Origin of the sequence: Paenibacillus sp. FSL R7-0198 (genome assembly GCF_038000415.1) — a bacterium.
Taxonomy (GTDB): domain Bacteria; phylum Bacillota; class Bacilli; order Paenibacillales; family Paenibacillaceae; genus Paenibacillus.
Genome location: NZ_JBBOCB010000001.1, coordinates 6,354,992 through 6,376,669, shown reverse-complemented (window position 1 = coordinate 6,376,669; position 21,678 = coordinate 6,354,992). Strand labels below are relative to the sequence as shown.

The window sequence follows — 21,678 nt, the reverse complement described above, 5'->3', positions numbered from 1 at the left end:
TTTCATGGGCATGCAGATCACAATAACGTTTTTAGTCCATACATTTTGGTTATATACTTGACCTCAGATATTGAATTCATCCATCTCCTGCGTTGTCTCTTCTTGGCGTACCACCGGGCGAATCTCAGTAGATTATACCAATCCAGCTTCGCTAATCTCTTTTGGCTGTATGTATCTTCCGATTTCACCAATATCTTTGAGAATTCAATAAATTCTCTTAGGATCATAAATCTATGGGCATCCACTAGCAATTCAGGAGTTTCTCTCTTGTCACAGAGAGGATTGGAGTAAGAATGATCCCACGCGTTTATTATAAATGAAGGTAACTGAAAGTGTCTCTCGACTTGTTTAATAAGTCTTCTCCATTTAATTAAATTGAAAAAAATTCAAGTGTTAAGTATCTTTCACTTATAAAATGGGTGTGGTGGGTTCGATGGTTTTAGAAGTTGATGATTAAGAAAAGTTTGATTCTCATGCAGCATTCTATGCTTAACTTAGCGAGTATTCCGACTGCAATACGGATTAAGGTGCCGTCTATATTATAATAACTTTTCATCATATCACCCTGAAGTGACGTCCGATTTCATTAAATCCGATTTGTTCAACTAAATCAAACACTTTCCAGAAACTAATTTTTCCATGCGAACCGTAAAACCTCCTTTTTTTATTGAATCCCATAAAAAAAGATCGAGATAGCTTCTCTCGACCTCTTTGTACTACCTAATCAATCATAAGACTCCTTGCACAATCCTACTTTCTTCTCACTACATATCCTTTATCCCTCCAGCAAGTTCAAAATACTATCATCACCTAGGGAGTGAACTGCACCAATCACGATGATACTCCTCTGATCCATTAGATTAACAACAGAATATTTTTCAAGGGTGCAATGCCATCAAAAACATACATATTTACGCGCATAAACATACATTTCTCATTAATTTTGAAAAAGTTGGATCATAAATCATGAAAATATTATCACTAATTGTGACAACGCACACTACCCGTTACTAACAAATTGGATAACACCAAGAGTCAGCAGCAGTACAGATATAATCGCAATCGTGATGCCAAAACCAATCAGGAAGCGCACGCCAGGTGAGCGTTTGCCCTGTTGGCTGCCTCCCAGGTTATCCAGCTTTTTATCAATTTGATCCAACCTTTCATTTACCTGTTTCAGATCTTGATTGGAGTTCATTCATCCATCTCTCCCTTTTCTGTGTATTCGATCTATTCCCACACCCGATCGAGCTGATCTGCGTAGTAACGGATGGCTCTGTTATAGTCATTGATTCTCTTGTCACTTGATGTGTCCGCAAGTTGCACGAGCAGTCTTTGCATCGCTTCTGCATGTTCACCCAGATTATAGAGCACCATGGCATAGAAAACTTCAAATTCCCGGTACGCCGGGAATTCTTTCATCCCTTTTTCAAACCAAACTTTCGCCTGCTCGTACTGTCCAAGCGTTCTGTATGTACTGCCTAATCCGAGTATTGCACCTGCTCTGTCCTCCCCAGAAAGTCCAAGACTCAGTGCCTTCTCATAATACGGAACAGCTTCCCGCTCCAATCCAAGCGAATCATGTGCCCAAGCCAGCTGATACCAAACATTCGCATTCTCGGGTTCCTGGACTGTAATCTCTTGCAAAAGTTCAATCGCTTCCTGCACCTTGCCTTCTTGTCTCCATCGTACGGCCTGTTCCAAATCACTCATGATGTCACTTCCCATCTTGCATTATAATTTCCACATATATGATTCAATTGTTTTATTATACCAAAAAAGCACACTGAAGAATATGTTGTAACAACTCAAGGTTGTCCAAACGCTATTCCATCGTGTGCTTTTTCATTCAATGCAGCCAGCTAGCTTAAGGTGAAATCTCTCTGAAAATGATCTGTTCATCACTTAATTAAGACCATGTCGTATTCGCTACCATGACAATAAATACGAGCATGAGATAATTAACCGAGATCAGAAAGTTTACTTTTGCCCACTTCTCATCATCCTGTGTCTTCAGTCCGCTAAGTGTATGCACGAACCAGATCAGTCCACCGACCAGAGATACAATCAGAAATACCAGACCAACGTAGTCGTAATAATACAACAGAAATACAGCAGGAAGCAGCAGAAAAACATAAGGAATCATCTGAAACTTGGTGCGTTTCACCCCTTTAACCACTGGCAACAACGGGAAGCCAGCAGCACGATACTCCTCTACCCGGCGAATACCCAATGACCAGAAGTGTGGTGGTTGCCACAAGAATAATAGTGCAAACAGCAACCAGGCACCTGCATCAATCTCATTGGTTACAGCCGTATAACCGATGACAGGCGGCATCGCTCCTGCAATTCCACCGAGCGACGTGCTCCACGTTGAACTGCGTTTCAACCACATCGTGTAAATCATGATGTAAGCGAACCATCCAAGCAGTGCCATCCAGCCTGATAACGGATTCACCAGGAGATACAGTACTGCTAGTCCCACAACACCAAGGATAATGCCATAGCCAAGTACAAACCCTGGCTTCAGATGGTTAATGTAATCCATCCTTTTTTTGGTGCGCTCCATCTTTTGGTCCAATTCACGATCCCAATAATTGTTGATTACACAAGCTGAAGCAATAACCAAGGTTGATCCAATCACGACCATGAGAAGAGATAACCAGTTGATATCCCATTTTGAAGCTACCCAGAATCCTACCGCCACCGCAAACACATTTAACCTTAGAAGTCCGGGCTTAGTTAATGCAATCATGTCTTTAAGCATGAGGCTCCTCCTGAACTATGTAAAAACGCCATTCCAATAATGATACATGTACCTACCATTAATTACAATCGCTTTCATGAATTTGTCATAACCAAAAAGCATCCCTCACCGTTCAATGAACAGGAGGAATGCTTGAATGATGAATTTCATCTTATTTTATGGGATGTATTGTTGCACAATTTTAGTAACTTTTCCGTCCTGCACCGTCAGATGATACGGGAATACGGACAGATCAAGAATACGGGTATTCTCATACAATGATTCGAACTTGGATAATGTCACAGGTTCATTCCACTGAATGTCTGCGCCCTGCATCGTACCATCCCGATCATACAACTGCATCAACACTTCAGCATTGGCACTAACCTCAACTTGTTCCTGCTCTTTGCTATCGTTGACAATATAGTAACCATCTGGAGCACCATCTATACCAGCTTCCGGATTGCGCTGTGCAAAAATCGCATCGGCTTCTTCACCCTGATACCAGCCAATCTTGTCCACTGTCATAAACAATTTGCCGTCTTCTATATGCATACCTTCAACATAGGCTGTAAACATCTCGGAGTTTGCAACTTGAGCTTCTTTCGCAGAAGGTTGTTGAGCGTCCGTACTACCTTGAGCATTCGCAGGGGTAAGTAAATATGTAGTCAGCACAATCATACCAAGTAAAGCAACAACTGCACCGATCATTCCTAGTTTCCATTGTTTTGTCGCGTTCTTCATAGGTAACATCTCTCCTTAATATGAACGTTACTATTCCTTAACCGGAAGTCTTGCTTCTCAAACGCTCATGTGAACTATCGATTCCAACGTTCTTTCTTTTCCTATCATACTTCGAACAGGGATTATAAAAGTATCAGCCAGATTAAAAATAGTTACAATGTGCGTCATCACTCCTGTCTGTAGTCTCCGTAAACGGCAATAACCCCTGAAGGCATCGCCATTCAGAGGTTATTTACTAGGGTGTGTCTTTTAAACTCAGGCAAGTGATACGTTGAAGGATGTCTGTGTCCCAAACATCTTGAAGTCCAAGCTGCCTAGTCCTGACGGTTGATCCATACAACTAAGGAACCGAGGAAGTCTTATTTGGCCTTCTGGCGCACCTTTTATTTTGTAAGGAACATGAGACACGTTATTTTCCAGAATTCCCTGAAAACACGCTAGCAACGGCTGTTTATACCAATATAGCGTGTGTCAGATTCCTTAGATTGCTGCGGGGCTTTCAAACCCCTGAATAAGACGTTACAGGTTCGTTAGCGCCCCGCTCTATGCCCTGCTCCAGACACGTTCAGAGTTACACTCCGGCTTATGCAGGGTATTTGACAGGTTTGAAGACCTGCTCAAAATATTTCTTATGCTTACGCATAGATGTTGATCTTAATGATTTGGTGTGGAGCTTTGTGCCAATCGAACGAGCATGTGAGCCAACATGTGACGTTCCTCTTCCTTGCCGACATTCCACAGCTCCTGCAGCAGTTTTTCTTCACGATTACGGGGTTCCTCCCGAGCTGCCAGATGATCCGCTACTTTCTCGGCAATTTTAGCCATCTGTTCCTCACTTAGTCCGATCGATTCACCCATCGCAATTCGCTTACCCAGGTATTCTTTGAACGCATCAAAGTTCTGTAAAATCTGTTCTCTTTCTTCCGGCGCAATCTTCTCGATTGCATTGTCCACCTTGTCAGTTGAAACTTGGCCATCTTTATGGATTACATGATTTTGTTCATTCATCTGAATAACCTCCTGTATAATAGTTGTTTATTGGTTTTAAGCTTTAAACTTAATACTCATTGGTTATCTATAATATAAACGTATTGCAGAAGTTTAATCAGTACGTTCAATTCTGTATATATCTTCTATATATGAACAAGTACGCGTTTCAAAAGAACTACAGCGGTTAATCGTTTACATATACGTAACGGTGTTTGGATATGTTAATGAACACCTTATACAATATCGAACCAGGAGGGATTTCCCATGCGTGATAAAACCAAACATGAAAAGACAAACGATGAACTTGAACCAGGAGTGAATACCGTTATCCATCCAGACAAAAATAATCCCGGACCAACCGATATGATCGAAGGCGTGGTTGGCGATATCGTGGACAACATTCGCAAAGATTTCTCCCATGAATCGAAGGACAAGACGTCCTCTTCCAAGTCACAGGATTCATCGGATAAATGATTGTCCTTTTTCTAGATGAAGTTAACCTCAAAAGACCTCCCGCCATAATCATGGCTTGGGAGGTCTTTTGGGGTTCATGGAAAAATGGTGTTCTAATCATTCTAACTGAAAATTATGATGATGAACTCCCAGTTAATCCTTGGTCATCTGCTGTAAAGCCTTATGAATCCAGATCGCGGCAATGGAACCTTCACCCATCGCAACCGTTGCTTGTTCTGCGTGCAGCCCCAGATCCCCGGCTATCCACACATTAGTCGCTGCCCGCAAGCTGCGCGGATCAGCTTCCACATGTTTATTATCTGCGATTACAGCTCCCAGTTGCTCCGCCAGTTCATAGTGTACACGATTGCCTCCAAATGCGATAAACCCACGCTCCGACTCAAAAATCTGTCCATCTTCGGTCAGAACACCGGTGATATGGCCATCCTCAATCTGTTGTACTTCCTGAACAGCCGCTTCCAGATAACGAACGCCCTCCTCTTTCATGCTGCGATGAAGCTCTGCAGATATGGGGGCCTGCTCATGATTGATATATAACAGATCATTCGTACGCTGAATTAAAATCATCGCCATATTGGCACCTGCTTCGCCAGATCCCAATAGTACCGTACGTTGATCCTGAATCTCATAACCATCGCAATCAGGGCAGACATAGACTGTTCGGCCTAGCGTTGGGGTTAGTCCCGGAATATCTGGCACTCTATCTGAAAGCCCTGTTGCCAATAACACGGTTTTGCTCCTATATTCAGCGCCTGAAGTACCGAACAATTGAATCTTCTCTCCATGACGGCTTGCTTTAACAATACGGTCTTTCTCAAAAGATACACCCGTCCGCTCTGCCTGCATCCTGCCTCGGGCTCTGAGCTCTTCACCGGATACCCCATCGGGGAAACCGAGGATATTATGATAAGTCCGGCACAACGTCGATCTTCCTTCTCCCGCGTCGATTACCAACACCTGATGAGCTGAATAACGTCCAAGCTGAATGGCTGCCTGAAGCCCTGCGAGCCCTCCACCTACAATTATGCAATCAACCTCTCGCATGCTCCTTCTCCTCCTGAACTATATACATTGAACTAAAGAATATTTACACTGATCACTCCGATGACAGAACAACCTTCCGATCGCTGTTATCCCCAGATTTTTTTATATCTTTTACAAAGGTTAAATCCGGTGATAAAGGCGTACGCTTCGCTTCTTCAGCTTCGTTCTGTCCTCTCCGTTTTGTGTAAATGTTTAGCTCAATATATATATATTTTGTCCTTATATACATTAAACCGTTCAGCCAAGCTTAAACGATTCCTCATATTGCTTATCTTATACCAAAACAAACAGACCCAAACCATCCGGCTGTATCCCGGTCCGCTTGAGTCTATCAGATTCATGAATGTTTAGAAGTTATACGATTCAAATCGCGAAGCATTCGAAATGGCGTTCCATACATCAGCTGTTTCGCCGCCCATATACCAGTAAGCCAGTCCGGCAATCTGCCGCTGCTCACTCATTAACACTTTGGCTGATAACGAACGACTATCCTCTGCCCATATATATCTTGGCTTACCATTACTGTTGTACCCGATAATATATTGAACCAGACTTGAATCCCATCGTCTTACAGATCCCGTAGCATGCGCACGCATTCCCTGGTCTGCCAGTGTAATGTCCCAAGAGCTGGTTGCCGGATTCACTGAAGACCAGTCCCGTGTATATAGCGGAAGGGCCAAAATGGTTTTGGCACGTACCACCTCGGAGAGCATGGTATCCAGTGCCTTTTTCACCCATGGAAGAGACGCCACTGATCCCGCTTTCGGATCACCGTTCCAGTGTTCCTCGTATCCCATCAGCACCATATAATCCGATACAGCGCCCAGTTTGGCATAATCAAATGCATCCGTCCAATCAGTACCCAGGTCTGGCGAAACGTCCACGGACACCACAGCACCGAGTGCGTGCAACGTAGCCGTCAAAGAGGTTACAAATGCCGTTAACCCTTCACGATCCGCAGGATCAACATTCTCGAAGTCCACATTAATGCCGTCCAGTTTATAGGTTTTGACATAAGCGGCTACCTGTGAGATCACTGCCGCTCGGTTGGCTGAGCTTGATAACATCTGATGGGTAAGTGCCGAATCGGAACGATTCCCAAGCAATGGCCATAACTGCCTGTCTGTGGCGGATGCCCAAGAGATCAATGCAGGGTCCGCGTGATCTGTTACTTTCATACTGCTGTTCAGGAAAAACCAGCGCGGGACAAGCGTATTCACTTCAGACTGTTCCACTTGCTTCTTGAATTCAGCTGTAGTGGAGTTGTATTGCCAGCCCAACTGAACGCCAAGTTCATCCCCACGTTGTAACTGCTCAGACCATGTTTTCTTTTGTAAAATGGCATCGAGCATTACGGCTGCTTCTTCGCGCGTTACCTGATCATGTGGTCGGAACACGCCTCCGCTTCCCTTCATCAGTCCAAGCTGATATACCGTCTGCACATAAGGGCGTGCCCAGTCCGAAATATCATCTGCGTCAAAATAGGTTGAAGATAAGAGTGATGTCTCTACGGGTTGTTGTTTCAACATTCGAACAAGAAGGGCGGCCGCTTCTTCGCGCGTAATGGAAGCATTAGGCTGAAACGTCCCCTGACCCTTACCCTCCAGAATAAAAAGATTGGTCATGGCGGCAACGTTGCCGTAATACCAAGCATTCATGCTTATATCCTGGTAGGGATTAATATTATTTTTAACGGGCTTCAAACCTAGCAATCTCACCGCAAACGTCGCAAACTCTGCACGAGTAACGGCTTTCTTCGGTTCAAATGTAGTCTCTGACGTACCGGCAGCAATGCCTTTGTCCACCAGATGTGTAATGGCATCCTTCGCATAACTGGTACGCGTATCCTGAAACTGTTGCTGCACGGTTGCAGCCTGAACGGTAGAGCCGTATCCAGCCACCGATCCAAGTGTTAATAAACCGCATAAAGCCATTTTCCATATCCGTTGGTTCGTTATGTCTTTTAATCTATTATTCACATCAAAAAGCCTCGCTTCATTGGATTACGATCAACTATCATCGTATCAAATTGAAGCGAGGCCGTATGTGGTTAAATGTTGGGAAATGCGAAGCTTACTTAAATCAATTTCATAACTCATTAAAATGAATTTATGTAACTAGATATAGACAAATTGAAACGTTTTGATCTATATCTAGCCTTGATTGAAGCAGCTAAAGGTATTATGAAATTGATTTATTTGTGTACTTTTACGCGCTCTTCAATGGGTTGGAATTCTTTCTCACCCGGTGCTGCCGTTGGTTTACCAAATGGCATCTGAGCGATCAATCTCCAGTTCTCAGGGATGTTCCATTCTTGCTTCACTTTCTCGTCAATCAACGGATTGTAGTGCTGCAAAGATGCACCCAGACCTTCTTGTTCCAGAGCAGTCCAGATTACCAGTTGCAACATACCGTTGGATTGGTTAGCCCAGATTGGGAAGTTATCTGCATAAGCTGCAAAATTTTGTTGAAGCTGTGCGATCGCATTGTTATCTTCGAAGAAGAGAACCGTACCATATCCGCTGCGGAATCCAGTCATTTTCTCTGCTGTGGATTTGAAGGCTTCTTCATTGCCTACGACTTCACGCAAAATTTCTTCTGTGTGATTCCACAATTTATCATGTTGTTCACCGAGCAATACAACGGCACGGGATGTTTGTGAGTTGAAGGAAGTTGGTGTATATTTCACCGCTTCTTCTACGATTTCCTGGATTTTAGCATCCGAAATTGTAGATTCCTTACTGATTCCATAATAAGATCTTCTGTTTTTCAACGCATCAAAAAAAGTTGTCATTCTTATTCGCCTCCCAAAATTTTTTTTCAATTGCCAACATAGTAACTATAATATAGTAACATACATTAGTCAACAAACTAATTTATTTTCACTAAATATACATTCACCGAAAACATTTCAACAAGTTTGCCCACAACAGCAATTGGAATTATCCTTCGCCCGTCTTTTTGCGATAATCCGCCCGGTATTTCTCTTCCGTAGACGAGTTACTTTTTGTCTGATCTTTATTCTTCTCTTCCTGAGCTTCCATATTCAGATCTTCCATTGGAATTGGATCTACAGTCTGTTCTTCTTCATGTCGGTCAAGCAGACTTTCGTGCTCTGTCTTATATTGTTCAGGATTGTCATGGGATTGTTCCTGATGGGTATCGCTGTTATTCTGATCCGGTGTGCGCTGTTTCATTCATATTCGCCTCCTCTGGGTTCATTACCTTTCTTTACCTGTTCTGCGTGTCCTCTAAACACAGTGGTATGCATTCCTCAAACGAAAATTAACAAAAAAAGCCGACCAGACAAGCTGGTCAGCTCACAGAAGGCTTCTATGATTGGCGATGCAATTGGGTACGGTACAGATCAGGCGAACATCCCACACTTTGTTTGAACATCCGACTAAAATGCGAAAGGCGTTTGAAACCGGACAATCGACTTGCTTCTGTCACGGTGATTTCAGGCTGGAACTGAAACAAAAGCTTCGCCTGATTGATACGGCGGTCATACAGGTATTTGAATATCGTCAAACCTGTCATTTCCTTAAACATGCCTGCCACATATGGCTTGGACAGATGTAATTCCAGTGCCAGATCATCTAGACCAATGTCCTTCATATAATGGGTATCCACATAACGAATAATGTGTTGGACATGTCGCTCCCTCTCCGATGAGGGAAGTTGTTCTTGGACATCGCCCTGGCAGATCTCTGCTACAAAATACAACAGATCACACAGTCTGACATTCATTCGCTCTTGCCTGAAATTGCTCTGACTTTGAGACAGACGATGAAGATCATGCAATAGAGCTTCGAATTCAGAGCGACTATCTCCCTTCAGATTGACCCGGCAATTTCTGAGTTCTTCAAATGGCCTCAAGACCTCAGCCATACGGTCCGGGTGCAGGCTGCTGCGAATGGCAGACGGATCAAAATGCAGTGTGCTTCGCTCATAAGCACTGCCTGGCTTCGGATGTGGTCGATGAAGGGTCAAGCCATGCATTAACACCAGATCACCCGGCTCCAGGTTATATACCCGGTCTCCTATGATATAAGTACATTCTCCATCATGAAAATAATAAATCTCATAATGTGGATGTGAATGGAATCCATCTGACTTGCCTGGGTTAAACGTACTGGTGGATCGGTAACTATACTCCAGTGAAGCACTAAATTGCATCATGCTCGGCACATTCATGCACCTCCTGTTCGGAAGAGGGGAACGATTTGTGTCATGCCCCTGTAGGATATATGAAAGTGAAATTATAAAAGCTGTTTAATACTCTCTTGAATCTCGTCGATGGAGTCGATAGGTTCGAAGCGTCTGACCACACGACCCTCTGCATCAATCAGGAATTTAGTGAAATTCCACTTGATTGCATCTCCATGTAACCATTCCGGTGCCTTCTCAGCCACCATTAATTTCAATAATTTGGCCTGTATATCTGTTTCATCAAAGCCAGCAAAAGGCCCTGATCTTTTCAAAAAGTCGTAGAGCGGGTGCGCCGCTTCTCCATTCACATCCAGTTTGGAGAACATCGGAAATTTCACACCATAGTTAATCTGGCAAAACGATTCCGCTTCCGAACTGCTTCCGGGCTCTTGCTCTGCAAACTGGTTACACGGGAAACCAATAATCTGAAGCCCTTGATCCTTGTACTGGTCATACAGCTTCTGCATATCATCAAACTGGTGCGTATATTTACATTTACTTGCCGTGTTTACGATGAGCACAGGTTTTCCTTCATATTGATAGAGTGGGAAACGCTCTCCACTGGTTCTGGTTACGGTAAAGTCGTAGATGGTTGGCATAAGTCTAGTGCACCTCGCGATAGTTATGTAGTCATACAGCATCATATGATTTTATATTATATACGAAGTTTGAACTATTGTATTGGAGAAGATATTGATCGTTCAGATTAGACTCAGAGATATTTGAAAATATATCGATTACTCAACTGCTCTAATACTCATAACATATTTGGTTCTCGGCAGATACTTTATTTGCAGCGTTTTATCTCGATCTCCCCAGGCAATATCTCGAGTGTTAATCAATTCCATTTGATTTAATTCGATGGTTTGTTCCCTCCATTTCCTGCCCATGGACCCTATGTAGTTCGGTTTACCTGTTATTGTTTCGTAATCTTGGGAAAGATAAGGACCTATATCCTGGATACCCGACACTGTCTTAGGAGCAAAAAATAGTATCAATCCGATACCAAAAATGATGCAACAGCACTTGAAAGATATTCGTTTTACGATGTTTTCTATTTGCTTCATGCCATGAAACAACCCCATACCAAGTGTAAAAACTCCCACGGCTGCTCCAATCAAATTTAAAAAGATCCAACTAGGAAAAAAGGTTGGAAAGAACGAAGAAACACCAAACAATATAAAAACAATAAATATGATTATACTTAGCTTCAACAACATCCTCTTCCTTCATTATAAATGTGTCCCATGAATCCCGATAAAATCACTGCAAAGCTACATATATATCAATCTCATTGTTGGGACTTTCCGGTTGATAACGCTCATCCCAAATTTCAAAATCATAATCTTTGGGTTCATGTCCCGTCTCACCAAACCACTGTCCATATATATAATCATATGTATCACCAATCTCTGACTCAACCCCTCGATGAGTGCACGTCACATACTGACTGTCAGGGACCTCATGACTTATCATCTCTGAAGGAACATTCTCCGAACTAATTACTTCATATCCTAGTAGATGTGTGAACTTATCAACCTTTGCATTGAAATCCTCGTTCATCGGATAAAGCTGCATCAACATGACGTTGTCATTTTTTCGATGTTGAAATTCATCTTTTCTCTCAACAAGCTTATGATAGTGGCTCTTGCACAGACCCGATTCGAACTCTTCTATAGTCGCTTTGATTGAATATCCTACAACGCAAAAAGCAGGCAATGTGATGACTTTCACTTCCATGAGAATCGCCTCCAATAGATAAACTCAGATCATGGATTAATTCTCCCTTTTAACAGAAAACCCTTCTGCCGCGAAAATCTCTTCGTTCAGCAAAAGGGTTATGATATGGGATCACAGTGACAGCAGCTTCAGCCCTTCACGGCACTTCCGGCCACGCCCTGGATAATATAATGCTGTCCCACCAGGAACACGATGATCATCGGAATAATACCTGCCGTGGCAGCGGCCATCATGCCGTTGTAATCCACATTGTTCTCCAGAATAAAGTTCTGCAGTCCGAGCGGCACAGTGTACAGGTCTTTGTCGATCAGGAACACAAGCGCATTTTCATAATCATTCCAATGCCATGAGAAATCGATGATCGCCAGGGTAGCCAGCGCTGGCTTCGCCAAGGGCAGAATCAGTCTGAAGAATATGCGCAGATGACCGGCACCATCGATGAACGCGGCTTCCGAGATCTCTGAAGGCACCGACAGGAAAAATTGTCGAAGCATAAACACCCCAAAGATCGTGAACATTCCGGGCAGAATCAAGGCCCAATGCGTATTATATATGCCGACCCATTCAAACATCAGGAACTTGGGCACAAAGAGCACCTGCGGTGGCACCATCATCATCGAGAGATAGATCAGGAACAGAGTCTCCCGACCTTTGAATTGAATCCTTGCGAAGCCATAGGCTGCAAAAGCTGAGAGAAACACAGCTCCGATCGTGCTAATTAGCGATATTTTCAACGAGTTCAGATAATACGTCGCAAAGGTATCCGCCCCACTCCAGACCTTGATATGATGCTCCCAGTTCAGGCTGGAGGGTATCCACTGAATGGGATAGGTGAATACGTCCGCAGGAGATTTGAACGACGTGCTGATCATCCAGATAAACGGCATAATCATCAGCAGGGCAAACCCGGACATCAGAAGTGTCAATATGATTCTCCGAATTTGCGTCAAGGACTCCATGCGGACTTTAACTTTAGGTGAATGTGGAGCTGTGGGCTTCGCATTCGTGACAATTTGTTTCTCCATAACGATCCCTCCTCTCCTAGTAGTGAACCCAACGTTTCTGACCAAGCCACTGCAATACAGTGAAGATCATAATGATGGCAAAGAGTGCCCAGCTAATGGCAGCAGCGTATCCCATCTCGTAATATCGGAAGGCATTCTGGTAGATAAAAAGTGACAGCACGGTTGTACTGTTCCCCGGTCCACCTTGAGTAATTGCCTGGATAATGCCAAAGTTTTTGATGGTCATAATCAGTCCTGTGATCAGCAGCAAAAAGGTCGTTGGGCTCACAAGCGGCCAAATCACTTGGCGTATCGTCTGCCAGGGGCGAGCTCCATCAATCCGTGCTGCCTCAACCAATTCCTCCGGAATTTCCTGCAATGCGGCCAGATAAATAATCATGTTGTAACCCAGCATGAACCAGATCCAGATGATATCAATCGCATACATGGACCATTCAGTTGTTGATAACCAGCCGGGTGGGTTCGTAATACCGATTCCCCGCAAGAAGCCATTAATAGGCCCCGATGTTGGCTGGAACAGCAGCATCCAGACAAAGGCGATGGCAACGCCGCTGGTGATATAAGGCATGAAATAGAGGGCACGTAGTGTTTTTTGCCAGTACACCGACTTATTCAGCGCCACCGCCACGATAAAAGCTAATCCCATCGATACCGGAACCGCTAACAGAAATACAAATGTATTTCGCAGCGCCACGCCAAACAGATCATCATTCAACATCCGGCGGATATTGTCCAGCCCGACGAAATTCGTCTCCGGGCTCATGAATTTGTAATCGGTGAACATGAGATAAAACGAATAGACAGCCGGTATAATAAAAAACAACAGCACTCCAAGCATATTGGGCCCAATAAACAGATACCCGAGCCTGCTCTGCCGTTTCATCCAGGATTTATGCATATGCTCCCCACTCCTTAACATCTGTTCTGGAATTAAGCATAACAAGATGTCCTCTAACATTTAAGGAACATAACCCTGTACCTGATATCACAGATATATGTATTTCGGCAGTGCCTTTTGGGAGGAAAACAACATGGAATTGTTCTATTTCTTATATAGAAAAAACCGTCCCATTGGGGACGGCCTTTGGACTCATTACTTTTGCATTCTATTGATTCTGCTTCAGCCAGTCATTATGGCGTTTGACCATGTTCTGTACCGTAACTTCGGCAGTCTGGTTACCAAGGAAGAACTTTTCATACTCCTGTGCACGCAGATCGACCACTTCCTGCGCAATGCTGCGGACAAACGTAGGTGTCTCGTCACCATACAACACAAATTCCAGTGACTCTTTATCATAAGAATCGGCATAATCGCCCAGCAGGTGATCAATAGCAGTCTGTTGATCAACCGCATTTGAGGAAGGCAAACGTCCACCCGCAGCCATCGGCATCATTCCCCCATCGGCGTACCATTTCAGGAACTCCCATGCGGCTTCTTTGTTTTTCGACTTGGAATTGATCGCGATAAAGTCACCAAGTCCTCCACTCTTCACCATATCTGCTTCTTGTGCAGCCAGTCTCGGTACAGGTGCAAAGGCGATTTTCCAATCCCGCGGGAACTCGGTCATATTGTTTGATGTGCGAATCAGCCATTCGCCGATATTAATCATGGCAGACTCACCGCCAAGGAACATGTTTTCCACCGGCATTTTGGAAGTCAGCTGCTCTCCGAGCGGAGGGGTAGTTGCATCCTCCTTCATCATTCCGTTCAACGTCTCCAGCCATTTAGTGACAAGCGGATCATCGAGGTTAGAAGTACCGTCTGCCTTAACATAGCCGTTCTTCACCAGAACGGAATCGAGCGGGTCTACATAGGAAGCGGTATGCTGCACCAATCCGTACTTGAAGCCAGCCGTCTTCAGTTTGAGTGCATACTCACTGGCTTCATCCCATGTCCAGGCTTTCGGTACACTCAGTCCGGCCTGATCAAGCGCTTTCATATTTAAAGCGAAGAAGGCAGCGTTTTTCTTGGTTGGCATCCCGTAATATTTGCCGTCCACTTTCCAGGAAGCCGCATCTTCACCCATTTTCTCATCAATGTTGTAATCGGTGAACTCTCCCAGGTCCAGTGCTGTCCCACCCTTGATGCGTTTATCGAGGTTCGTGAGAGTGTAATTGACATATAAGTCAACGTTCTGCCCGGTGGACAGCGCCGTATCCAGCTTCAGGTTGCCGTCGTCATCATTCACAAACCGCACATATTCCACCTGAATATCAGGATGCTCCGCATTCCAGGTATCCACGACTTCCTGCGGACCATTCTCGGGCGGCACCGCGCCCCACATGGTGAGTTTCACTTTTCCCGCGGCCGCTCCACCTCCGTTGTCCCCACCGTTCGTCTCATTTTTACCAACACAGCCGGCAAGCAAGCCCAGCATCAGCGCACCTACGATTAATCCCGTTAATCCTTTTTTGATTCTCATCTGGTCACATGACCTCCCTGAATTGAAGTGTACCTTCCGTTACATCGTAGCAGGGACCTTGCTGGGTTCATAAGATACATATCCATGATTCGGATTGAACAAAAATACGGATTTATCCTTGCTTGCCTGAGCCCTCGGTACACATATTCCTTCTACTCCTCCTGTGAGTCACGAGCGATGGCGATACTGGCTGGGCGTGCAACCGGTCCAACGCTTGAATATTTTAATGAAATAATTATCACTTCCGAACCCTACCCGGTAACCAATCTCCTGTACGGGAAGGTCCGTCTCGCGCAAATATTCAGCCGCTTTCTCCATCCGTACCCCATGCAAGTAGTGAATCAGGGTATGGCCGGTTTTCTTTTTGAACAAAGCGCTCACATAATTCTCGCCCATCATCACATATCGTGACATGGATTTGACGGTAATGTCCTGGTCATAATGCTGTCCGATGTACTCAATTATTTTGCTAATCTCCGGATGCTTCACAACCGGCTCACGAACAGGTGTAAATGGAAGATCCGTATCAGACGGGGTCGCAGAAGAGACCGTAAGAGAATTAGGCAAAGCAGGCGTTGATGTGAGAACCGGTGTGGAAGGTGGCACTTCATGTTGATCTGTCTCTGTCCGGGCTTCAGCCGAAGCTCCCAGTTCCGCACTTACTTTACGCAGAGTATCACGCAGTGAATTTACACTCATCGACAGCTTCAGAATATAATTGGAAGCCCCGTATTCCATTGCCCGGCGTACATATTCGAACTCCCCCATACAGGTGAGCATGACAAACTTGGTTTTTAACCCGGCCTGACGGGTCTGTTTGAGTAATTCCAGACCATCCATACCCGGCATGACAATATCGGTCAGTACCAGATCCGGTGTATCCTGTATGATCATCGCCAGCGCTTCGGTCCCATTACCGGATTCCCCGATGACCGTGAAACCCAGCTCTTCCCAGGAAATAATCTCTCGCACCGACTCACGTACAAATACTTCATCTTCTACAAGCAATACCTTCCACATTCCAGATTCCCCTCTCCAGTCGTCTAGTGAGATCGCTTCTGTACATAAGGCGTCGACAATAAAAAAGGAATGCTGAACCTCACTAATGTCCCTGGTTGATTATCAAATATTTCAAGTTTACTTTGACCTTTGAACAATAACCGTAATCGTTCCCTGAGGTTGGACAGGCCGATCCCCGGACGCGTCCGGGTGACCTGCAAACGCCGGGATTCCTCCATACCAATTCCGTTATCTGCTACCTCCAGCATCAGTGTTCCTGTGTCTTGCCTATATATGCTGATACGGATCTGACCAAGCTGCTCCTGTGGTCCGACACCGTGATGAATCGCGTTCTCCACGAGTGGTTGCAAGCTTAGCTTGGGCACCAGCGCATACTCTAGCTTGTCGTCAAACTCACAAGTCACCTCGAAGCTGTCCCGATAACGAATACGCTGGATATGAAGATAAGCTTGAACCAGCTCGATCTCATCCTTCAGGTAAACCAATTCGACCTGTGAATTCAGGCTGACCTCCAGCAATTTTCCCAGGGAAACACACATCTCGGAGATCTCTTCATTTCCGCTGCGGATCGCACTCCATTTCATTGTATTCAACGTGTTCAGGAGAAAGTGCGGATTCATCTGAGCCAGGAGCATATGAAAATGTACCGCTTCCTTCTGGCGTTCCTCCGTCTTGAGTCTGTTGATCATCTGATTGGCATCATCCAGCATCGTATTAAACGTACGTGTCAGTTCCAGCACTTCGCCACGGCTGTGGCCTTCAGGAATACGAATCTTGAGGTTTTTGCGGACGACCTCCTTCATCTGTTTCTGCAGATGCGACAAAGGGCGCGTGAACGTCGCCGAGATCATAAAAGCCATCAGCACAAATGCTCCTGTGAAACCAAAAAAGGTCAGAAAGTAACGCTGTTTAAGCTCGGATATCTCTGTAAACAGAATGGAAAGTGGAATGCGATTCACCATATACCAGTCCAGTGATTCAATGTACACGTAGTTAATCAGCGTATCCGAGGCTGGATCAGTCAGATAAGCCTGTGCCGGATGAAGAGCTATTTCACGCGTAACTTCCGGGGAAAGCGCCGCTGTTTTGGATGAACTGGCTATGGTCTCTCCACTACCTGTGATAAGGTAATACTCTTGGTTACTCTGTGAATCCTTCAGCATGGTCTGGAACCAGTAGGAATAATCGATACTAATTCGTGCCAGCCCGTATCGCTTGCCGCCGCTATCTTTCATGTAAGCATACAGCGACAACAGATATGGGCTGGAGGATAACTCTCTGAGCACAGGGTTGGAATCCCGTGCATCCCAGCGATAGAAGAGTTCTTCCGGTTGAAGCGAGTGTGAATCCGCACCGCCTTTTGGAATGGTTATTTCCCCCAGACGTTCGCGGAATTGCTCCAGATAGGGGCCATAAGTCAGTGCTTTTTTGGGCAAATACGAAGTGTAAACGCTATCATAAAAATCCAACAAGGTAAAGTACACCGAAGGATTATATAGAAAAAAGCTGTTGTTGATCATTTTGAACTTTTCTTCCACCAACGACTTGTTCTCAAGCGGCATGCGACTGTTCGGGGAGGTTAGCACACTTCTTACCGCAGAATCCTGTTCCAGAAAAATGAGCGTTTTGAAGGCAATGCTCATCTGGTCCTCCAGAGAGCTGTACATCTGGACTAGCTGCTCATGACTCTGCTCACTGATTTTCTGCTCGACCAGCGATTCAATTTGCTGATAATTGTAGACATTCAATGCACTGAACGGCAAGAGAATCAACACCACAAACGCACCGAACAGTCGGTATCTAAGCCGCTGTGGCAACCAACTTTTCCAATTTGGCTTCTTCATTCCTTAGTGCTCGCTCCCCTACAATTAATGACCCCATTATAGCACCTACCTGCCATTCACAGCCGGAGTTGAATGATTTGCATGGATTTGTGATATTCGTTGCCTACATCCATGTGAACTACACAGATATGTTCTATTGGTGTAAGCAAGAAATGAATGAATGAATGGAAGGCTAGCTGGACGAGACCCTTACCTCATACTTGATGTCGTCTCCGATACTCCGACGGGCTGATTCCTATGGTCGACGAAAATACACGGCTCAGATAAAATCCGTTCTCATATCCACATCTCTCGGCAATCTGCGTAAGGGTCAGACGGCTATCTGCCAACAAGGCTTTTGCTTTTTTGAGACGAATCGCTTTCAGATAATCAGATGGTGTTTCTTGAAAGGCCTCCCGGAACCTTCGAGTGAACTGGACTGGACTCAACGCTAAATGTTCGGCCAACGTACGGAGACTTACCGCCTCTCCAGCCCACTCCTCCAACAAACCTGCCGCTTCAGCCATGAGAGCATCCTCCGTGAACTTCGTTTCCATTAACCTGCTCTGTCTGCGCTCCCATTGATACAGTCGCCACAAATCCATCATCAGATGAGTCTTCCATCCTGTTGTAACCGCATCGTTCTCCTCGCTCGCCTGACGCAGGTAGGCATATGTTGAAGCCAGACGCTTTGTATCATTAATGAGAGATTTTCCGATTGGGGGCAGAAGACTCTCACCCTCTGCGGAGTTACAACGGAACAGTATATAGTGAAACGTCAGCGGGGTTACCGCCTCTCTGCGAAAAGGAACGTGTGGTGGACACAACACCAGGTCAGCAAAACCCGCCTCTCCGCTCTGCCCATCAATCTCGTAACGAAATACGCCCTCTTCAACGGCAAAGACCACCCAAGCGTCGTAGATATCTTCTGCCAGAGCAAATTCAGCTTTCTTCTTCCAGTAGATGTGATTAAGGAGGTCCATGACACACCTGCCTTTGTTATGAAATAAAGTATATGCTCGATGATAATATAGTGTATTTGAAAAGTAAATATATAGAACTAATATGAAATTATAGATATGAAATATGAAATCTGAGCTTAGGCTCATCCATTTCAATGAGAGAGGTGTTCATATGAAGCACGAACTCGTTAAACCGGATATCACCGTCATCGGGGGTGGGCTTGCTGGCGTATGCGCTGCCATATCTGCTGCCCGGCTGGGCCAACAGGTCGCTCTGGTGCAGAATCGTCCTGTACTCGGCGGCAATTCCAGCAGCGAAGTACGCGTATGGGTCTGCGGCGCTACCGCCCACGGGATTAACCGCTATGCCCGCGAGACGGGTATCATGGGGGAACTATTTGTAGAGAATCAGTATCGTAATCCAGAGGGCAATCCTTATCTCTGGGACTTGATCATTCTGGAAGCCGTTCGAGCTGAATCCAACATTAGCCTGTACCTGAACACGGATGTACATGAAGTCGAGGCCACTGGGGATGAAGATGAACGCATGATCACCTCTGTTACCGGGTGGATGATGGGTTCTGAGCGCAAAATCCGATTCGAAAGTCAGATCTATCTGGACTGTACGGGTGATGGATTGGTTGGCTTTCTGGCTGGAGCCAAGTTTGCACTCGGTCGGGAAGCCCGCAGCGAATATGGCGAAGAGTGGGCACCAGAGGTGGCTGATCAAATCACGCTGGGCAGTACACTTCTCTTTTATACCAAGGATGCTGGTGCGCCTGTCCGTTATATCCCGCCTTCTTTTGCCAAGGATATTACACAGACCAGCATTCCGATTCGCCGGGTCATTCGCAGCGGGGATTCCGGTTGTCATTATTGGTGGATTGAATGGGGCGGTGAACATGACACCGTTCATGACAATGAGCTGATCCGTGATGAGCTGTGGTCCGTAATCTACGGGATCTGGGACTATATCAAGAATTCCGGCAAGTTTGATGCAGATCATATGACGCTGGAGTGGATCGGTTCGCTGCCTGGCAAAAGGGAGTACCGCCGCTTCACGGGTGACTATGTGCTCACCCAGAACGATATTATCAGCCAGCGGGAATTCCCGGATGCCGTTGCCTTTGGCGGATGGTCCATTGACCTGCATCCCCCACAGGGCATGTATGCCGAAGCGAGCGGCTCGAAGCATATGCATGCCGATGGCGTATATCACGTGCCGTTCCGCTCGTTGTATTCCTCAAATGTGCGGAATATGCTCATGGCCGGGCGCGACATCAGTGCATCACATGTCGCCTTCGGCACAACGCGCGTCATGGCAACATGCGCGGTCATCGGCGAAGCCGCTGGTACGGGCGCGGCGCTCTGCGCGGCCATGGAGGTGTCGCCGCGCGAGCTGCACGCGAGGCATCTGGCGTTGCTGCAGCAGACATTGCTGCGGCAGGACGCTTCCATCATCGGGGTGCGCAGCAACGATGAGCTGGATCTGGCCCGGCGTGCCAAGGCTACAGCCTCCAGCACGCTGACGGGCATCGCCCTTGAGCAGCCTGGCGAGACGTACCCGCTGGGGACGGATGTTGCCCTGCTGCTGCCTGTGCATCCACTGCTCAGCGGCCTGGAGCTGCTGCTGGATGCATCCAGCGATACCGCGCTGACGGTAGAGCTGTGGGATACGGGGCGTAAGGAGAACTACGTCCCGCATTCGTTACAAGTTACGGCGACTGTTAACGTTACAACAGGAACTGCGCAGTGGGTGAAGCTTCCGCTCGAATGGCGACCGGAAGAACCGCAGAATGCTTTTGTGATCATCCGCTCCAATAAAGCGGTCTCTCTCTACCATTCGATAGAAGCACACAGCGGGGTGCTGATCTTCTTCAGAACAGAAGAAAACCACGTGTCCAAAAATCTGGAGGATCATGCCACGGATCAGCCTGTCGTATTATGGTCCATGCAGGGGTTGGCGCGTCAACCGTTCTGCTGTCGTACCCTCTCTGAGACCACGGCCTATTCAGCGGACAACACGATCAACGGATACCATCGCCCCTTCGGTGGGCCGCAACAGTGGATGTCGCAGCCGATGCAGTCTGGGAAGCCGGAATGGGTACAACTGACATGGGAAGAACCACAAACCTTGGCTGAATTGCACTTGACGTTTAATGATGATGTGAACGAGGATCTGGTTAATTTACATCACCATCAGACTGCATTTCGTGTCATGCCTGAACTTGTGCGTGATTATCGCGTGGATGTACTGACTCCAGCTGGCGAATGGACACAAGTCGCAAGTGTTCAAGAAAACCATAAAAGAAAAGTTATTCATTCCCTGGATGTCCCTGTTTCAGCTCAGGCTCTGAGAATCATAATTGATACCACAAATGGCAGCAGATATGCCGAATTAATCGAGATTCGAGCTTACTAAAACCAAAAGGAGGATACAGGAAACTGTATCCCCCATCCTCCGTACAAGTCCGC

At 45.9% G+C, this 21,678-nt stretch carries 21 protein-coding genes; 2 read left to right on the top strand and 19 right to left on the bottom strand.

All coding sequences use genetic code 11. The annotated features are described in order from the left end of the window. Nucleotides 1-1,000: 1,000 nt before the first annotated feature. From MKY87_RS28170 to MKY87_RS28150, 5 genes are all read right to left on the bottom strand, one after another. Entirely contained in the window at nucleotides 1,001-1,198 is a 198-nt protein-coding gene (locus MKY87_RS28170) for a hypothetical protein (protein ID WP_339784319.1), read from the bottom strand. Between the two features lie 32 nt (nucleotides 1,199-1,230). Further along, the gene (locus tag MKY87_RS28165) at nucleotides 1,231-1,713 is read right to left on the bottom strand and encodes a tetratricopeptide repeat protein (protein ID WP_091031530.1); all 483 of its coding nucleotides are present in this window, start codon (nucleotides 1,711-1,713) and stop codon (nucleotides 1,231-1,233) included. Between the two features lie 196 nt (nucleotides 1,714-1,909). After that, a complete protein-coding gene (gene cyoE / locus MKY87_RS28160) occupies nucleotides 1,910-2,767 on the bottom strand; it encodes a heme o synthase (protein WP_339784321.1) in 858 nt (285 codons plus the stop codon). Between the two features lie 156 nt (nucleotides 2,768-2,923). Beyond that, nucleotides 2,924-3,490 (bottom strand): hypothetical protein, encoded by a 567-nt coding sequence (locus MKY87_RS28155; RefSeq protein ID WP_036609022.1) that lies wholly within the window; start codon nucleotides 3,488-3,490, stop codon nucleotides 2,924-2,926. A 654-nt stretch (nucleotides 3,491-4,144) separates the two neighbouring features. Beyond that, nucleotides 4,145-4,498: a DUF3243 domain-containing protein gene (locus MKY87_RS28150; protein WP_338594080.1), complete on the bottom strand. Its 354-nt coding sequence runs from the start codon at nucleotides 4,496-4,498 to the stop codon at nucleotides 4,145-4,147. Between the two features lie 246 nt (nucleotides 4,499-4,744). Here MKY87_RS28150 and MKY87_RS28145 point away from each other — a divergent pair, with 246 nt between their 5' ends. Further along, complete coding sequence (locus MKY87_RS28145; RefSeq protein WP_339784323.1) at nucleotides 4,745-4,954, top strand: hypothetical protein; 210 nt, start codon at nucleotides 4,745-4,747, stop codon at nucleotides 4,952-4,954. Between the two features lie 132 nt (nucleotides 4,955-5,086). On the opposite strand, the gene MKY87_RS28140 is transcribed toward MKY87_RS28145, so the two are convergent. From MKY87_RS28140 to MKY87_RS28075, 14 genes are all read right to left on the bottom strand, one after another. Beyond that, nucleotides 5,087-5,998: an NAD(P)/FAD-dependent oxidoreductase gene (locus tag MKY87_RS28140; protein ID WP_340967077.1), complete on the bottom strand. Its 912-nt coding sequence runs from the start codon at nucleotides 5,996-5,998 to the stop codon at nucleotides 5,087-5,089. A 347-nt stretch (nucleotides 5,999-6,345) separates the two neighbouring features. Then, the gene (locus tag MKY87_RS28135) at nucleotides 6,346-7,977 is read right to left on the bottom strand and encodes an S-layer homology domain-containing protein (RefSeq protein ID WP_340967076.1); all 1,632 of its coding nucleotides are present in this window, start codon (nucleotides 7,975-7,977) and stop codon (nucleotides 6,346-6,348) included. Nucleotides 7,978-8,192: 215 nt separating this feature from the next. Next, the gene (locus tag MKY87_RS28130; RefSeq protein ID WP_036670536.1) at nucleotides 8,193-8,792 is read right to left on the bottom strand and encodes a nitroreductase family protein; all 600 of its coding nucleotides are present in this window, start codon (nucleotides 8,790-8,792) and stop codon (nucleotides 8,193-8,195) included. 148 nt (nucleotides 8,793-8,940) lie between these two features. Beyond that, a complete protein-coding gene (locus tag MKY87_RS28125; RefSeq protein ID WP_133384427.1) occupies nucleotides 8,941-9,195 on the bottom strand; it encodes a hypothetical protein in 255 nt (84 codons plus the stop codon). Between the two features lie 136 nt (nucleotides 9,196-9,331). Then, on the bottom strand, nucleotides 9,332-10,195 hold the full coding sequence (locus MKY87_RS28120; RefSeq protein ID WP_340967075.1) for an AraC family transcriptional regulator: 864 nt from the start codon (nucleotides 10,193-10,195) through the stop codon (nucleotides 9,332-9,334). Nucleotides 10,196-10,260: 65 nt separating this feature from the next. Continuing rightward, on the bottom strand, nucleotides 10,261-10,809 hold the full coding sequence (locus tag MKY87_RS28115; protein ID WP_076216217.1) for a glutathione peroxidase: 549 nt from the start codon (nucleotides 10,807-10,809) through the stop codon (nucleotides 10,261-10,263). 138 nt (nucleotides 10,810-10,947) lie between these two features. Then, on the bottom strand, nucleotides 10,948-11,424 hold the full coding sequence (locus tag MKY87_RS28110) for a hypothetical protein (protein ID WP_340967073.1): 477 nt from the start codon (nucleotides 11,422-11,424) through the stop codon (nucleotides 10,948-10,950). 49 nt (nucleotides 11,425-11,473) lie between these two features. Next, complete coding sequence (locus MKY87_RS28105; protein WP_340967070.1) at nucleotides 11,474-11,950, bottom strand: GyrI-like domain-containing protein; 477 nt, start codon at nucleotides 11,948-11,950, stop codon at nucleotides 11,474-11,476. Between the two features lie 128 nt (nucleotides 11,951-12,078). Further along, a complete protein-coding gene (locus MKY87_RS28100) occupies nucleotides 12,079-12,975 on the bottom strand; it encodes a carbohydrate ABC transporter permease (protein WP_340967069.1) in 897 nt (298 codons plus the stop codon). A 16-nt stretch (nucleotides 12,976-12,991) separates the two neighbouring features. Next, the gene (locus MKY87_RS28095; RefSeq protein WP_338594065.1) at nucleotides 12,992-13,873 is read right to left on the bottom strand and encodes a carbohydrate ABC transporter permease; all 882 of its coding nucleotides are present in this window, start codon (nucleotides 13,871-13,873) and stop codon (nucleotides 12,992-12,994) included. Nucleotides 13,874-14,081: 208 nt separating this feature from the next. Further along, on the bottom strand, nucleotides 14,082-15,398 hold the full coding sequence (locus MKY87_RS28090; RefSeq protein WP_340967067.1) for an ABC transporter substrate-binding protein: 1,317 nt from the start codon (nucleotides 15,396-15,398) through the stop codon (nucleotides 14,082-14,084). A gap of 168 nt (nucleotides 15,399-15,566) precedes the next feature. Beyond that, nucleotides 15,567-16,418: a response regulator transcription factor gene (locus tag MKY87_RS28085; RefSeq protein ID WP_091031554.1), complete on the bottom strand. Its 852-nt coding sequence runs from the start codon at nucleotides 16,416-16,418 to the stop codon at nucleotides 15,567-15,569. A 23-nt stretch (nucleotides 16,419-16,441) separates the two neighbouring features. Next, nucleotides 16,442-18,262, bottom strand: coding sequence for a cache domain-containing sensor histidine kinase (locus tag MKY87_RS28080; protein WP_340967065.1), 1,821 nt, complete (start codon nucleotides 18,260-18,262; stop codon nucleotides 16,442-16,444). Between the two features lie 194 nt (nucleotides 18,263-18,456). Then, on the bottom strand, nucleotides 18,457-19,224 hold the full coding sequence (locus MKY87_RS28075) for a helix-turn-helix transcriptional regulator (RefSeq protein WP_340967062.1): 768 nt from the start codon (nucleotides 19,222-19,224) through the stop codon (nucleotides 18,457-18,459). Between the two features lie 151 nt (nucleotides 19,225-19,375). On the opposite strand from MKY87_RS28075, the gene MKY87_RS28070 reads away from it, so the two are divergent. Continuing rightward, a complete protein-coding gene (locus MKY87_RS28070) occupies nucleotides 19,376-21,625 on the top strand; it encodes an FAD-dependent oxidoreductase (RefSeq protein WP_340967060.1) in 2,250 nt (749 codons plus the stop codon). Nucleotides 21,626-21,678: the final 53 nt, after the last annotated feature.